11 protein-coding genes and 1 pseudogene are annotated in these 14,190 nt (G+C 71.9%); 5 read left to right on the top strand and 7 right to left on the bottom strand.

The features are described from left to right. Positions 1–121: 121 nt before the first annotated feature. Positions 122–1,092 (bottom strand): annotated as a pseudogene (locus tag ACZ4WS_RS09250) (SMP-30/gluconolactonase/LRE family protein). A 301-nt stretch (positions 1,093–1,393) separates the two neighbouring features. Between ACZ4WS_RS09250 and ACZ4WS_RS09245 the strand changes: the two are divergent. Together ACZ4WS_RS09245 and ACZ4WS_RS09240 are read left to right on the top strand one after the other, a co-directional pair. After that, positions 1,394–3,133 carry a S8 family serine peptidase gene (locus tag ACZ4WS_RS09245; RefSeq protein ID WP_467978671.1) on the top strand — a complete coding sequence of 580 codons (1,740 nt, stop codon included), beginning with the start codon at positions 1,394–1,396 and terminating at the stop codon, positions 3,131–3,133. 60 nt (positions 3,134–3,193) lie between these two features. After that, the gene (locus ACZ4WS_RS09240; RefSeq protein WP_467978669.1) at positions 3,194–3,784 is read left to right on the top strand and encodes a hypothetical protein; all 591 of its coding nucleotides are present in this window, start codon (positions 3,194–3,196) and stop codon (positions 3,782–3,784) included. Positions 3,785–3,850: 66 nt separating this feature from the next. On the opposite strand, the gene mshC is transcribed toward ACZ4WS_RS09240, so the two are convergent. The 4 genes from mshC to ACZ4WS_RS09220 all read right to left on the bottom strand — a co-directional run bounded on the left by mshC (position 3,851) and on the right by ACZ4WS_RS09220 (position 7,391). Further along, positions 3,851–5,080: a cysteine--1-D-myo-inosityl 2-amino-2-deoxy-alpha-D-glucopyranoside ligase gene (mshC, locus tag ACZ4WS_RS09235; protein ID WP_467978668.1), complete on the bottom strand. Its 1,230-nt coding sequence runs from the start codon at positions 5,078–5,080 to the stop codon at positions 3,851–3,853. Positions 5,081–5,211: 131 nt separating this feature from the next. Beyond that, positions 5,212–6,030, bottom strand: coding sequence for an SCO1664 family protein (locus ACZ4WS_RS09230; protein ID WP_467978666.1), 819 nt, complete (start codon positions 6,028–6,030; stop codon positions 5,212–5,214). Continuing rightward, positions 5,994–6,584, bottom strand: coding sequence for a DUF3090 domain-containing protein (locus ACZ4WS_RS09225; RefSeq protein ID WP_467978664.1), 591 nt, complete (start codon positions 6,582–6,584; stop codon positions 5,994–5,996). Before ACZ4WS_RS09225 ends, ACZ4WS_RS09230 begins: the two co-directional genes overlap by 37 nt. A 120-nt stretch (positions 6,585–6,704) precedes the next feature. Further along, entirely contained in the window at positions 6,705–7,391 is a 687-nt protein-coding gene (locus tag ACZ4WS_RS09220) for a histidine phosphatase family protein (RefSeq protein ID WP_467978662.1), read from the bottom strand. 98 nt (positions 7,392–7,489) lie between these two features. Here ACZ4WS_RS09220 and corA point away from each other — a divergent pair, with 98 nt between their 5' ends. Continuing rightward, the gene (corA, locus tag ACZ4WS_RS09215) at positions 7,490–8,488 is read left to right on the top strand and encodes a magnesium/cobalt transporter CorA (protein ID WP_467978661.1); all 999 of its coding nucleotides are present in this window, start codon (positions 7,490–7,492) and stop codon (positions 8,486–8,488) included. Between the two features lie 116 nt (positions 8,489–8,604). Here corA and ACZ4WS_RS09210 read toward each other — a convergent pair whose 3' ends face one another. After that, positions 8,605–9,393 carry a ferritin-like domain-containing protein gene (locus ACZ4WS_RS09210; RefSeq protein ID WP_467978659.1) on the bottom strand — a complete coding sequence of 263 codons (789 nt, stop codon included), beginning with the start codon at positions 9,391–9,393 and terminating at the stop codon, positions 8,605–8,607. A gap of 228 nt (positions 9,394–9,621) precedes the next feature. Continuing rightward, entirely contained in the window at positions 9,622–10,677 is a 1,056-nt protein-coding gene (locus ACZ4WS_RS09205; RefSeq protein ID WP_467978658.1) for an LLM class F420-dependent oxidoreductase, read from the bottom strand. A gap of 175 nt (positions 10,678–10,852) precedes the next feature. Here ACZ4WS_RS09205 and ACZ4WS_RS09200 point away from each other — a divergent pair, with 175 nt between their 5' ends. Both ACZ4WS_RS09200 and ACZ4WS_RS09195 read left to right on the top strand, forming a co-directional pair. Next, complete coding sequence (locus ACZ4WS_RS09200) at positions 10,853–11,836, top strand: aldo/keto reductase (protein ID WP_467978657.1); 984 nt, start codon at positions 10,853–10,855, stop codon at positions 11,834–11,836. Beyond that, positions 11,833–14,040: a helix-hairpin-helix domain-containing protein gene (locus tag ACZ4WS_RS09195; protein ID WP_467978655.1), complete on the top strand. Its 2,208-nt coding sequence runs from the start codon at positions 11,833–11,835 to the stop codon at positions 14,038–14,040. Before ACZ4WS_RS09200 ends, ACZ4WS_RS09195 begins: the two co-directional genes overlap by 4 nt. Positions 14,041–14,190: the final 150 nt, after the last annotated feature.

The following is a 14,190-nucleotide window of genomic DNA, read 5'->3' as shown; positions in this document are numbered from 1 at the left end:
CAAAACCCCCACCTCTCCAAACAACTCCCCTTCGCCTCCCCCCCCCCAAAGCGGCAAACCCAACCCCTCGTGAGGGGGGCAGTCCCCCCTGATGCCCCCCCCCCCTCGGCCGTCGGGGGCCTCAGCCCCGGTCCACCGCGATGACGCTGTACGGCGTCTCCGGCGTGGGTGTCGTGGCGAAGCGCGCGTTGGGCAGATACAGCCGCTTCCCGTACGCGGCGACGGTCGTCGGGACGTCGAGGCGCGGGTCGGTGAGACGCCGAAGGTGCCGCTGCGGCCGTCGGGGGTGATCCGGAAGACGTCGATCGCGTTCTGCCGGTTCTGCACCGCGTACAGCGTCCGTCCGATGCGCAGCAGCCCGTCACCGTTGGTGAGCGGGGCCGCGTCCCCGAGGTCGACCAGCCGGGTGACGCCCGTCGCCGGGTCGACCCGGTGGAGGCCGCCGGCTCCGGTCTGCACGACGAGGAGTGCCGAACCGTCGGGCGTGGCGACGATCCCGTTGGCGTTGACGACCTCGCCCGGCACCTGCCTCCAGTCGCCGCCCAGCGTGATCCGTACGACCTCGTCCGGGCCCGGGAGGGCGCCGTCGCGCCCGAACGGCAGGGCGTACAGGGCGGGTTGGTAGGAGTCGGTGAACCAGGCCGCGCGCGGGGTCAGCACCACGTCGTTGGCGAACGTCGGGGTCGCGGTGGCCAGGACGTACGAGGCGAGGATGGCGCCCGTGCGCACGTCGACCACCCGGGCGCCCGTGCCGAACCCGGCGACGAACAGCCGCCCCCGGCCGTCGAGTTTGAGCCCGACCGACGCCGTCCCGGGCCCCTCCGAGATGATGCCGCCCTGGCCGGTCCGTAAGTCGGCGCGGTAGATCGAACCGTCGCCGATCGATCCGAAGTACCCGTACGGCCCGCCGCCGATGGCTATCCCCTCGGGGCGGAAGCCGTTCGGCAGAGGGATCTCCGTGGGCCAGGCGGACCCGGTGGATCCGGTGGATCCGGCCGCGGCGGCGGTACCCGACAGTGGCCCAAGAAGCGCGGCGCCACCGAGTGCGGCGGTCGCGGTGAGAAGTCTTCGACGTGCGAACGAACGGTCCATGAGACGTCCTTCCACAGGGGGCCGGCCGTGGGCCGGCCGAGCGGTCAACAGACGCTCTCACCCCACCAGATGACACCCACCTCCGCAGCCTTTGGCCGGATTGCGACGGGACATCTGTTTCAGGACGGATTGCACAGGGTTCCCCATTCAACTTGTTTTCAAACCAAGTTGGCGAAGGTGGGGTGGACGAGTCGCCGTGGGCGTGCCAGGTTGTGCCCCGAAGGCGCGGCCCGGCGACGGGACATGGCACCGCGTCGTCCCGCGACAGAGCACCCGCATGGACCGAAGGGAGCGGTACGCGATGACCGACCAGGTACAGCCGGCGCAGGGCCCGGGAACGTCCGGGCCGGGGCCCGACGGAGCGGGATTCACCTACCGAGGAGCCGAGCAGGAGCTGATCGTCGTCGCACGCCCCGAGGCCCGGCTGCGCGCCCGGGCCGAGGGCGTCCGCTCGGCGATGGGCGCCGACGTGTCGGCCCTCAACATGTTCCTCAGCGACGAACAGCTCGCTCTGGAACCACTGTTCGGAAGTGAGGAGCGGCTGCAGCAGTCCGCGGTCGCGGCCACCGAGAGCGGCCCCGACCTCGCGCTCTTCTACCGGGTACGCGGCGTCGAGAGCCGCGCCCAGGAACTGCGTTCACGGATCGCCGCGCTGCCGGAGATCGACACGGCGTATGTGAAGCCCGGCGCCGTCCCCGCCTCGGTGGGGTCGGTCGGGCAGAGTTCGGACGACAGCCAGCGGCTGAAGGAAGGGGCGCCCGTCACCCCCGACTTCACCAGCCGTCAGGGTTATCTGCGTCCGGCGCCCGAGGGGATCGACGCGTACTGGGCCTGGCAGCGGCCGGGCGGTACGGGCCAGGGCGTGACGGTGATCGACGTGGAGGGGGCCTGGCAGCTCGGGCACGAGGATCTGGCCGCGAAACTCGCGGGCGTGGTCGTCGGCACCCCGCTGACGGACCTCGCCTGGCGCAACCACGGCACCGCCGTCATCGGCGTGATCGGCGGCGACCGCAACGAGTACGGGATCACCGGCATCGCGCCGGACGCCGTGACCGCGGCCGCGTCCTTCCAGGGCATCGGCACGGCGGCCGCGATCCACGCGGCGGCCGACCGGCTGAACCCCGGTGACATCCTCCTGATCGAACTGCACGCTCCAGGGCCGCGGTTCGACTTCGAACAGCGCGACAACCAGCAGGGATACATAGCGATCGAGTGGTGGCCGGACAACTTCGCGGCCATCCGCTACGCGACCGCCAAGGGCGTCGTCGTCGTGGCGGCCGCGGGCAACGGCGCCGAGTCGCTCGACGACGCGGTGTACGAGCGCCGCCCCACCGAGTTCCCCGAGTGGTGGCGCAACCCGTTCAACCCCTCCAATCAGTCCTCCGGCGCGGTCCTGGTCGGCGCGGGCGCACCGCCGCCCGGCACGCACGGCCGCGACCACGGCCCGGACCGCTCACGCCTCGCGTTCTCCAACTACGGGGCACGCGTGGACGCGCAGGGCTGGGGACGCGAGGTCACGACCACCGGCGGCTTCTGGGACCGGCCCGGCGACTTGCAGGGCGGTGCCGAGGAGATCGGCTGGTACACGGACACGTTCTCCGGGACCTCCTCCGCCTCCCCGGTGGTGGTCGGCGCCCTGGCCGCGCTGCAAGGCATGCTCAGGGCGGCGGGCCAGGAACCGATGTCCCCGGAGCGTGCCCGCGCGGTGCTGCGGGCCACGGGCTCCCCGCAGCAGGACGCGCCGGGCCGACCCGCATCCCAGCGGATCGGCAGCCGGCCGGACATCAAGGCGGCGGTCACGCATCTGCTGCCGGAGGCGGTCGGCTCGGGCCAGGCCGAGCGGTACTGGGACGAGCTGCTGCCGTATCCGCGTGAACTCCCGCCCAGGCTCCGGCTGTTCGTGGCCGGCGGCTGGCGGAACCTGAACAACCCGTCCCCCGAGATCCGCCAGGCGGTGCACACCGCCTTCGCGGGGGGACGGCCCGACGTACGTGTCTGGTTCTCGGACGACGAGATCGTCGGTCTGGTGGTCACGGGCTGAGGACCTGGTCGTCACGGACCGACGGAACGCAACCAACCATTGATGGAAGGTGGCACCCACATGAGCACCACCCCGCAGATGAGCCAACTGGGACAGCAGCAAGGACAGCAGCAGGGCCCGAGCACGGCGCCCCCGCAGCAGTTCGGACAGCAGCAGGGCATCGGCCAGCAGCAGCCCTTCCAGCAGATGCAGCAGCCGTTCGCGCAGCAGATGCAGCAACCGTTCGCCCAGCAGATGCAGCAACCGTTCGGGCAGCAGGGCATCGGCCAGCAGCACCTGCAGCAGCAGATTCCGCAGCAACTGCAGCAGCAGCTCCAGCAGCTCGGCCAGCAGCAGCCCTTCCAGCAGCTGCTCCAGCAGCTCGGTGGGCAACAGCGACAGCAGCAGGGTCAGCCGCTGATCCTGCAGAGCGCCGTGGACTCCCAGGCTCTGGCGAGTGGCGTGGCCACGCGCTTCTGGGACGTCGTCACTCCGCTCCCGGGCCAGCCGTCGATTCTGTACCTGCTCATCAACAACGCGTGGTACCCCCTGGTCAACCCGAACCAGGTGACGCATGACGAGGTCCAGGAAGCCTTCGCCTACGGGCAGCAGGTCATCGGGATCTTCGACACGAGCAGCGGCGCCATCCAGGCCGTCATCGTGAACAAGTAACGGCGGACGGCTCCCCGCACAGAGGGCGCCGGGCGGGTGAGAACCCGCCCGGCGCCCGTGCGGTTGTCAGAGAGCCACGCCCAGGAGGGCGTCCACGGCGCGCGAGACGACGCCGGGGGCGCCCTCTTCCGTACCGCCCTGTTCGTGCTGGAGCGCGGCCCAGCGGTCGACCGCGGCGAGCGCGGCCGGCGCGTCCAGGTCGTTCGCGAGGGCTTCGCGGATCTCCTCGACGAGCGCGTCGGCGGACGGCCCGTCGGGCCGTGACACCGCCGACCGCCAGTTGGCGAGGCGCGCGACCGCGTCTTCGAGGACGGCGTCCGTCCACTCCCAGTCGGCCCGGTAGTGGTGGGCGAGCAGCGCGAGCCGTATGGCGGCCGGGTCGACCCCGTCACGCCGGAGCGCGGACACGAAGACGAGGTTGCCCTTGGACTTCGACATCTTCTCGCCGTGCAGCGCGACCATTCCGGCGTGGACGTAGGCCTTGGCCATGGGGAACTCACCGGTCAGCACCTGGGCGTGCGAGGCGCCCATCTCGTGGTGCGGGAAGGCGAGGTCGGAGCCGCCGCCCTGGACGTCGAAGCCCATCCCGAGGTGGTCGAGGGCGATGGCCACGCACTCGATGTGCCAGCCGGGCCGGCCGCGGCCCAGCGAGCCGCCGTCCCAGCTCGGCTCGCCCTCACGGGCGGCCATCCAGAGCATCGGGTCGAGCGGGTTCTTCTTGCCCGGACGGTCCGGGTCACCACCGCGCTCGGCAGAGAGCAGCCGCATGGCGGCGGCGTCCAGGTTGGACACCTGCCCGAAGTGCGGGTCGGACTCGACGGAGAAGTACACATCCCCTTCGAGCTCGTACGCCGCTCCCGCGTCCCGCAGCCGCTCGACGAGCGGGACGATGCCGGGTATCGCCTCGACGGCGCCGATGTAGTGCTGCGGCGGCAGCATCCGCAGGGCGGTCATGTCCTCACGGAAGAGGGCGGTCTCCTTCTCGGCGAGTCCCACCCAGTCGACGCCGTCGCGCTCCGCCCGCTCCAGGAGCGGGTCGTCGACGTCGGTCACGTTCTGGACGTAGTGAACCTGCCGCTTGGTGTCCAGCCACACGCGCTGAACGAGGTCGAACGCGTTGTAGGTCGCCGCGTGACCCATGTGGGTCGCGTCGTACGGCGTGATGCCGCACACGTAGATACGGGCGACAGGACCGGGGTCAAGAGTGACGAGGCCGCCGGTCGCGGTGTCGTGGATCCGGAGGTCGCGGCCCTCACCAGGCAGGGCGGGGACCTCAGAAGCGGGCCAGGCATGCATGTCATGAGCCTAACCGGACGGAAGTTCCGGATACGAACCGGACCAGGTCTGATGGCCGGGAAGGCACTCTTGCGCAACGCTCTGCGCTGTGCGGGGGCGCTGCCGCGCGGGTTCCGTCACACCGGCGTCCGTCACACCGGCGGCCACGGAATGGCGGGCCACTCCCCACTCGGCTCCGGGTGCTTCCCCGAAGCGAGCATCGCCTCGACACGCGCGCGCGTGGCATCGACTTCGGCGACGGTGATCAGTTCGGCCAGCCGGGTGGCGAGCCGACCGCCGTCGCTGAGGGCGTCCCTGAGGCCGTGGAGGGCCTCGACCGCCTCCGGGGTCAGCAACTCCCCCGCCCAGCCCCACAGCAGCGTGCGCAGCTTGTTCTCGGCGTTGAAGGTGACCCCGTGGTCGATGCCGTACAGCCGTCCCTCGTCGGCGGGCAGCAGATGCCCGCCCTTGCGGTCGGCGTTGTTGATCACGGCGTCGAGGACGGCGAGCCGCCGCAGCCGCGCGTCGTCGGCGTGCACGAGCAGGGCTGTCTTCCCGTCACCCACCTCGGCGAAGCCGATGGCCTTCCAGCCCTCCTCGGGCTCCTCACGGTCCACCAGGGCCAGCATCTCGGCCTCCGGCGAGGCCTCGATCCACAGCTGGCACATGCCCTCGCCGTACGGCCCGTCCCGCAGCACGGTGGTCGGCACCAGCCCCCATCCCATCGCCTCGGAGACCTCGTACGCGGCGACCTCGCGCTGCGCCAGCGTGCCGTCCGGGAAGTCCCACAGGGGCCGCTCCCCGGCGACGGGCTTGTAGACGCAGAACGCGTCCCGGCCCTCGTACGACACGGAGCAGTACAGCACCGCGTTCGAGGCCTCACGGATCCGTCCGCGCACCTTCAGCTCGCCCTGCGCGAGCAGCTCGGCCGTGGTCACGCTCCGCGGCGGTATCCGTTCTGGCGCGGACATACGTGTCCTTCCGGGTCGAGCGGGAGACTGCACAGCGGGCAGGGCGGCCGGCCCGCGTTGACGACGTCGAGGGCGCGCTTGGCGAAGGCCCGGGCCTGCGAACCGGTGAGCCGGACCCGGAGCATCGGCGGACCGTTCTCCTCGTCCTGGAGCAGCCTTTCCTCGGCCTCGGCGAGGTCCTCGTCGGAGTCGGCGTCGAGCTCCACGAGGGCCTGCGCCTCGACGATCATGCGCTGCTCGTCACCGTCCCAGGCCAGCGCCATGGTGCCGACCCGGAACTCCTCCTCCACGGGGGTCTCGAGGGGCGCGGTGTCGGACACCTCGGTGGGGGCCATGGCCGGGACGGGCGCGCTGCCGCCGGTACGCCGGACGACCTCGTCGAGGAGCTCGTCCATGCGCTCGGCGAGTGCGGCGACCTGGGTCTTCTCCAGGGCCACACTGGTCACCCGGGGGCCTGACGAGGCCTGCAGGAAGAAGGTACGGCGCCCGGGCAACCCGACCGTACCGGCCACGAAACGGTCCGGGGGGTCGTAGAGGAACACCTGACGGGACACGTCCTGTCTCCATTGAATCGGCATGAGGACCGGCTGACTGCGTCGGTCCGCATCGGCTACTGAGAACCTGCTGACAACTACTGTGCTGCTTCGACCGCCTCACCCTACTGCGGCCGACGATCACGGTGCGCCCGCACCGCCACCGACCGGGGCGTCGCCGCTCGGGGGTTCCTCGCGCGGCGCGAGCGACGCGAAATCGCCGGTGTCCCCGAGACGAACGAGAAACGGCCTCATCCGTGTGTAACGGATCGCGGTGATGGAACACGGTTCGACGGAGATCCGCTGGAAGAGGTCGAGATGAAGTCCGAGTGCGTCCGCGACAAGGGATTTGATGATGTCGCCGTGCGAGCACATGAGGTACACGGCGTCACCACCGTGATCGCGCTCCACGCGCGCGTTCCACTCGCGCACCGCTTCGGCGGCCCGCGTCTGCATGGCCCGCATGGACTCGCCGCCGGGGAACGCGGCCGCGGACGGATGCGCCTGGACGACCTCCATCAGCGGCTCGTCCTTGAGCTCGGCGAGCTTGCGGCCCGACCAGTCGCCGTAGTGGGCTTCCCCGATGCGCTCGTCGGTGTGCACGCGCAGCTCGGGCCGGGCGTCGAGCAGCGGCTGGACGGTCTCCTGGCAGCGTTGCAGCGGGCTGGTGACGACTTCGGAGATCGGCAGCCCGGCGAGGCGCCCGGGCAGGGCCGCGGCCTGCTGGGCGCCGCGCTCGTCGAGGGCGACGCCGGGCGTCCAGCCGGCGAGCAGTCCCGCGGTGTTGGCGGTGGAACGTCCGTGCCGGACGAGGATCAGGGTGGGCATGCGGCCCAGCGTAAACGGGCGGCTCGCGGGTCCGGCCGGGCCTGTGGAAAACGATGGCCGGAGTGCGCCCCGGCCTCGGCGGCGGAAGAATACGCTCCGTGATCGTCGACTGCGCCATCTACCGTGACGGGCACCGGACGGAGGGCCCCGACGACCTCTCCGACGCCCTGGACGAGGCGCGTGCCTCGGGCGACGCGTTCCTCTGGATCGGCCTGTACGAGCCGACGGAGAAGGAGTTCGACCTGGTCACCGACGAGTTCGGGCTGCACCCGCTGGCGGTCGAGGACGCGCTGAAGGCGCACCAGCGGCCCAAGCTGGAGGTGTACGACGACTCGCTGTTCCTGGTGCTCAAGCCGGTCTTCTACGAGCCGGACAGCGACGTCGTCTCGACCGGCGAGGTCATGGTCTTCGTCGGGGATTCCTTCGTGGTGACCGTACGGCACGGCGTGGGCTCGCCCCTCGCGGCCGTACGGCGCCGCCTCGAGGCGGATCCCGAGATGCTCCGGCACGGTCCGACCGGGGTGCTCTACTCGATCGCGGACGCCACGGTCGACCACTATCTGGAGGTGGCGACCGAGCTGGGTACCGACCTGGAGGAGCTGGAGGCGGAGGTCTTCTCGCCGAGCCTCGGCGGCTCGCGGCACACCGCGTCCAAGATCTACATGTTCAAGCGGCAGGTCCTGGAGTTCCGCAGGGCCACGGTCCCGCTGTCGGTGCCGCTGACCCGGTTGTCCAGTGCGGGTCTGGCCAGTGCGGGGGTGCCCTTCGTGCACGAAGAGGCGCAGCCCTTCTTCCGCGACGTCAACGACCATCTGACGCGGGTGAACGAGTCGGTGGAGGGCCTGGACCGGCTGGTCTCCGACATTCTCTCGGCGCACCTCGCGCAGATGAGCGTGCGGCAGAACGACGACATGCGGAAGATCTCCGCGTGGGCGGCCATGGCCGCGGTCCCCACGATGATCGCGGGGATCTACGGGATGAACTTCGACCACATGCCCGAGCTGCACTGGTTCTGGTCGTATCCCGCGGTGGTGCTGGCGATGGTGGCGCTGGAGATCCTGCTGTACCGGCTGTTCAAGCGGCGGGGGTGGCTGTAGGCACGCTCAGCGGCGGGGGCGGCTGTAGGCACGCTCAGTGGCGGGGGCGGCTCGAACAAGGTTGGTGGCGGGGGTGGCGTGAGCAAGGTCAGCGGCGGAGATGGTCGCGGCTCAGGTCACACGAACTCCGGGGCCGCCGTCGCGGGCCCGCCCAGCGCGTCGCGCCGCTGGGGCATCTTCAGGGAGACCATCCGCCGCCAGCCCACGACCCGCTCGTACGCGTAGACGGTGTGGATGCCCGCGGCGAGCGTCGCCGCCTTGGCCCGGGGCCAGCCGAGGATGCGCCCCATGTGGACCATCACGGCGAGGCTGACGTCCCGGTAGATCCGGATCTCGGCGAGCGCGCACTCGCGCAGCGCCCCCTGGATGGCGCGGCCGTGTCCGGCGGACGCGAAGCGCAGCAGTTCCTCGTGGCAGTAGGCGAGGTGGTTCTCCTCGTCGTTCGAGATCATCTTCACCGCGCGGCCGATGTCGGGGTGGTCCGCGAAGTGCTTGCGCAGCAGTCCCATCTGCTCGGAGGCGCGCTGCTCGGTGACCCTGCTGTGGGCGAGATAGGTGATGATGTCCGGCACGGTGAGCGGCTGGTCGTCCTTGAGCTTCGCGTGGGCGAGGCCGATCCCTTGCCGTTCCAGGAGCATGGTGTAGTCGGTGTCGGACGGGATCTCGACGGGTTCGAGGCCGCGCTTCTTCATGAGGGCGTTGAAGATCCGCCCGTGTTTGTCCTCGTCGGCGCCGTGCCGGGCGATCTTGGGAGCGAGTTCGCGCTCGCTCCGCGGGACGAGCGCGGCGATCCGCGCGTTCTCCCAGCCCCCTTGCGATTCCCCGCTGGCGGCGATGGAGCAGAAGAGCCGGAACGACTCGTCGTTGTCGAGGATCTCCTGGAACAGACTCTTGGCCGAAAGCATCAATGACCCCTCTCTGCAGGGTTGCGCAGAAAACGAGTCAAATGGGATGTCAGGAGCGCGGCAACCGATGTGTCGGACAAATCCGCCAAACGACGGACTACGAGGGAGGCCCAGGCGCGTAACCAAGGGGGCCCCGGCGCGTTGTTCTCCGTGACGGCCGTGGCGGGGAAGACCCCCGAGCCCCCACCACGGCCGCAGAAAATCTCCTCCGACCTGTCGTTTCGCGCGTTACGCGAGCCCGGCCCGTTCCAGGGCTTCGAAACCGGCCCGGAGCGAGGCGATCCGGTCGTCCAGGGTGAAGCCCGCGGGGGCCAGTGAGAGCGTGGTGACCCCGGCCGCGGCGTACGCCTTCATCCGGTCGGCGATGCGGTCGACGGAGCCGAGCAGCGTGGTCTGGTCGATCAGGGTGTGCGGAATGGCGGCGGCCGCGCCCGTCTTGTCGCCGGACAGGTACTTGCCCTGGATCTCGGCGGCTTCCTTCTCGTACCCCATGCGCTGGGCGAGCTGGTTGTAGAAGTTCTGCTTGGGGCTGCCCATGCCGCCGACGTACAGCGCGGTGTACGGGCGGAACATGTCGGCCAGCGCGGGCACGTCCTTGTCCTCGCCCACGGCGAGCGGCAGCGTCGGGCAGACGTCGAAGCCCTCCATCGTCTTGCCCGCCTTCTCGCGGCCCGCGCGCAGGTACGTGATCGCGGTGTCCTCGAGGTGGTCGGCGGAGGGGAAGATCAGCAGCGCGCCGTCGGCGATCTCGCCGGTCTGCTCCAGGTTCTTGGGGCCGATCGCGGCGATGTACAGCGGGATGTGCTCGCGCTCGGGGTGCACGGTCAGCTTGAGCGGCTTGCCCGGGCCGCCCGGCAGCGGCAGGGTCCAGTGCTCGCCCTCGTACGACAGGCGCTCGCGCGTCATCGCCTTCCGTACGATCTCCACGTACTCGCGGGTGCGCGCCAGCGGCTTGTCGAACTTGACGCCGTACCAGCCCTCGGAGACCTGCGGCCCGGAGACACCGAGGCCGAGGCGGAAGCGGCCGCCCGACAGCGAGTCCAGGGTCGCGGCGGTCATCGCGGTCATCGCGGGCTGACGGGCCGGGATCTGGAAGATGGCCGAGCCGACGTCGATGCGCTCGGTCTGGGCGGCGACCCAGCTGAGCACGGTCGCCGCGTCGGAGCCGTAGGCCTCGGCGGCCCAGCAGACGGCGTATCCGAGCCGGTCGGCCTCCTGGGCGACGGCGAGATTGTCCGCGTCCATTCCGGCGCCCCAGTAGCCGAGGTTGATCCCGAGCTGCATGGCCGATTCCCCTTACCGATCAGTAACGTCCCTTGTGCCGGAGACCCTAGCGCGCTGGTGGGCGCGGCGGCAGGGACGGGTTCACGCTCACCCGGACCTCGTTGTCCACAGAGCCCCCACGTTCGTTGTCCACAGGCCCCCACGTACCGAGTTCTGGCCAGTAATCTCGGCGTCCATGGAGCAGAGGCATCTCGGCCGTACCGGCCTGCGTGTGTCCCGGATCGGACTCGGCACCCTGACGTGGGGGCGGGACACCGGTGAGCATGACGCCGCGGACCTGTTGAAGGTGTTCTGGGAAGCGGGCGGGAGCCTCGTCGACACCGCGGATGTGTACGGGGACGGGGAGGCCGAGTATCTGCTCGGACGCCTCATAGAAGGGCTCGTGCCGCGCCGGGACCTGGTCATCTCGACGAAGGCGGGGAGCGTGCCCGACCCGGACCGCCGCTTCGACGGCTCGCGCGGCCATCTGCTGTCCGCCCTCGACGCCTCTCTCGCGCGCCTCGGCACGGACTATGTCGACCTGTGGCATGTCCACGCGTACGACCCCGGCACCCCCCTGGACGAGACGCTCCAGGCGCTCGACCTGGCGGTCAGCAGCGGCCGGGCACGGTACGCGGGGGTGTCCAACTTCTGCGGCTGGCAGCTCGCCAAGGCGGCCACCTGGCAGCTCGCGGCGCCCGGAGTGCGCACCCGCCTCGCCAGTACGCAGATGGAGTACTCGCTGCTCCAGCGCGGCGTCGAGCGGGAGGTACTGCCCGCCGCCCTCGACCTCGGTGTGGGCCTGCTCCCCTCCTCGCCGCTCGGTCGGGGCGTGCTCACGGGCAAGTACCGCAAGGGGACTCCGTCCGACTCCCGGGGCGGCTCGGAGCACCTCGCGCCGTTCGTCGCGCCGTACCTGGACGACACGGCGAGCGGCATCGTGGACGCGGTGACGACCGCGGCGGACGGTCTCGCCGTGACACCCCTCCAGGTGGCTCTCGCCTGGGTCCGCGACCGGCCCGGCGTCACCGCCCCCATCGTCGGCGCGCGCAACGCGCAGCAGCTCACGGCCGCGTTGTCAGTGGAGACCCTTAGTCTTCCTGACGAGATCTGCCGGGCGCTCGACGACGTGTCGGCACCGGTGCACCACTATCCCGATCACGACTGGAGCACGCTGTGAGCACGGAGCCCGAGACCACGGAGGAAGCGGAGCCGGGGGCGCCGGGCGCGGACACCCCCGAGGGCGGGGACACGGGCGCCGCATCCGGCCAGGGCGTCGCCGCCGAAGACGCGAAGGAGAGCGAGGCCACCGGCGCCGAGGGGTCCGAAGACGCCGCCGAGGGGTCCGGAGGCGCCGCCCAGGCGTCCGAGGCCGAGGCCGAGTTGGCCGCCCAGCGCCTGGAGCGGGAGCGCATCGAGCGGCGGAAGGCCGAGAAGCAGGGGCCGATCGAGGCCGGGGCCAAGCTCAGCGGGACGGCCGCCGATCTGCTCGCGGCGGTCCGGGCCGTGGAGAGCGGCGAGAAGCCCGTGGCCACCGCGTTCCGCGAGCCCGAGCCCACCCCGCGCAGAGCCGCGCCGGAGCCCGTGCGGCAGCCGCGGCCCGTGGCCGCCACGCCGTCGGCCGCCGCGCCGGAAGCCGTCGAGGCCGTACGCGCCGTGCTGACCGGGGCCGGTGCGCCCGACGCGCTCGCGCCGCAGGTCGTCGCGGCCCTCGGCGAAGGCGCCGACGAGCAACTGCGCGAGGACCCCTGGCAGTTGCTGCGGGTCGCCGGGGTGCGGCCCGAGCAGGCCGACGGGTTCGCGCGGGCGCTGCTCGGCGCGGAGTGCGGTCCGGACGACGAGCGGCGGGGCCGGGCGGTCACCGTATGGCTCCTTGAGCAGGCGGCACTCGCCGGGCACACCGCCCTCGACGCCCCGGCGCTCACCGCCGCGCTCTCCCAGCGCTCGGTGCCGGACCCGGACGCGGCCGTGCAGAGCACCCTCGCGGAGGGCGAGGCCCTGGTCTTCCAGGACGCGCTCGACACGGCGGCCCCCGCGCAGGACGAGGCGGAGGAGGGCGAGGAGCGCCCGGTCCGCGTCCTCGTGGGCCTGGAGCGGTACGCCCTGGCCGAGGAGAGCCTCGCCGACGGCCTCGCCCGGGTGATGAACTCCGTACCGAAGGAGGACAGTTCGGCCGCCGGCTGGGAAGCGGCCGCCGCGTCGGCCACGCCCTCCGCCGCGGAGCTGATCCGCACGGCCGCGGACCACGGCCTGGTCCTCCACACCGGCGGGGAAGCGTCCCAGGCCGAGGCGGCGGCGCTGCTGTCTGCCGCGCGCGGTCTCGGCCTGCGTGGCTGGGCCGCCGCGCACACCCCGGGCGGCCGCGACCGCTTCACCGCGCTGATGGCCCGGTACGACCTGCCGGACGGCCCCTCGGACGGGACGGTCACCGGTGTCTCCACGGTGGAAGGGCTCCTGTCGGGCGCCGAGGGCCCGGGCCGGGACGCGGACGGCGCCCTCGGCCTGGACCTCCTCGTCGTGCTCGACGCGCCGCAGCTCGATGTCGAGACGGCGGCCGTGCTGGCCGAGTCGCTGCCGGACGGGTCCCGGCTCGTGCTGAGCGGGGACCCGGGGGTGCTGTGGTCGGCGGGCCCGGGGCGGGTCTTCGCGGACCTGCTCGCCGCCCGCGTCTGCCCACAGGTGGCCTCGCGGACGCCGGACCCCGGGCCCATCGGCGAGCTGGTCTCCGGCATCGGCATCGGCGAGCTGAACCAGGTCGAGGCGCCCGGCAAGGAGGTCGTGATCGTCCCGGTGCGCGACGCGGGTGAGGCGGTGCACCGCACCGTGCAGCTGGTCGCGGACTCGGTTCCGCGCGCGATCGGCATCCCGGCCGAGCAGACGCAGGTGATCACTCCGGGACACGGCGGCGCGGTCGGCACGCGCGCGCTGAACACGGCGCTCAAGGAGCGGCTGAACCCCGGCCCGGGCCGCTTCGGCGGCTTCGACCCGGGCGACCGGATCGCGTACTCCCCCGCGCCGGGTCGTACGGTGCCGGGGCATGTGGTGAAGGCCGACGCCGACGGGCTGCACCTGGAGTGCGCGGGCGCCCCCGTCGTCGTACCGAAGGAGCGGGTGGAGCAGTCACTGCGGCACGGCTGGGCGCTCACGGCGCACCAGGCGGTGGGGCTGCGCTGGCCCGCCGTGGTCGTGGTGCTTCCCGGCGACGCCGCGCAGTCCCTGACCAGGCCCTGGGTCTACACGGCGTTCGGCCGCGCCGAGCGCCATCTGTCGGTGGTCCATGGCGTGGAGCAGGCCCTGCAGCGGGCGGTGGCGGAGATCCCGCAGAAGCCACGCACCACCCGCCTGCCGGCCCTGCTCAAGGCACAGGTGCCCGCAGCGGGCTGATCCCCCGGTACGCGCGGGGGGGGGGGGGGGGGGGGGGGGGGGGGGGGGGGAGGGGGAGAGGGGGGGGGGGGGGGGGGGGGGGGGGGGGGGGGGAGAGAGGGGGGGAGGGGGGGGGGGGGAAGAGAAAGAGAGGGGGGGGGGGGGGAGGAG

The sequence above is a fragment of the Streptomyces sp. NPDC029292 genome (assembly GCF_055569295.1).
Note: the sequence above shows the minus strand (reverse complement) of the source record. Positions and strands in the feature narration are given on the sequence as shown.

Excerpts from the sequence above, each read along its gene's own strand:
- ACZ4WS_RS09205 (WP_467978658.1), bottom strand. The coding sequence starts at position 10,677 with ATGCAGCTCGGGATCAACCTCGGCTACTGGGGCGCCGGAATGGACGCG.
- ACZ4WS_RS09230 (WP_467978666.1), bottom strand. The coding sequence starts at position 6,030 with ATGTCCGCGCCAGAACGGATACCGCCGCGGAGCGTGACCACGGCCGAG.
- ACZ4WS_RS09245 (WP_467978671.1), top strand. The coding sequence starts at position 1,394 with ATGACCGACCAGGTACAGCCGGCGCAGGGCCCGGGAACGTCCGGGCCG.
- ACZ4WS_RS09240 (WP_467978669.1), top strand. The coding sequence starts at position 3,194 with ATGAGCACCACCCCGCAGATGAGCCAACTGGGACAGCAGCAAGGACAG.
- ACZ4WS_RS09200 (WP_467978657.1), top strand. The coding sequence starts at position 10,853 with ATGGAGCAGAGGCATCTCGGCCGTACCGGCCTGCGTGTGTCCCGGATC.
- mshC (WP_467978668.1), bottom strand. The coding sequence starts at position 5,080 with ATGCATGCCTGGCCCGCTTCTGAGGTCCCCGCCCTGCCTGGTGAGGGC.
- ACZ4WS_RS09220 (WP_467978662.1), bottom strand. The coding sequence starts at position 7,391 with ATGCCCACCCTGATCCTCGTCCGGCACGGACGTTCCACCGCCAACACC.
- ACZ4WS_RS09210 (WP_467978659.1), bottom strand. The coding sequence starts at position 9,393 with ATGCTTTCGGCCAAGAGTCTGTTCCAGGAGATCCTCGACAACGACGAG.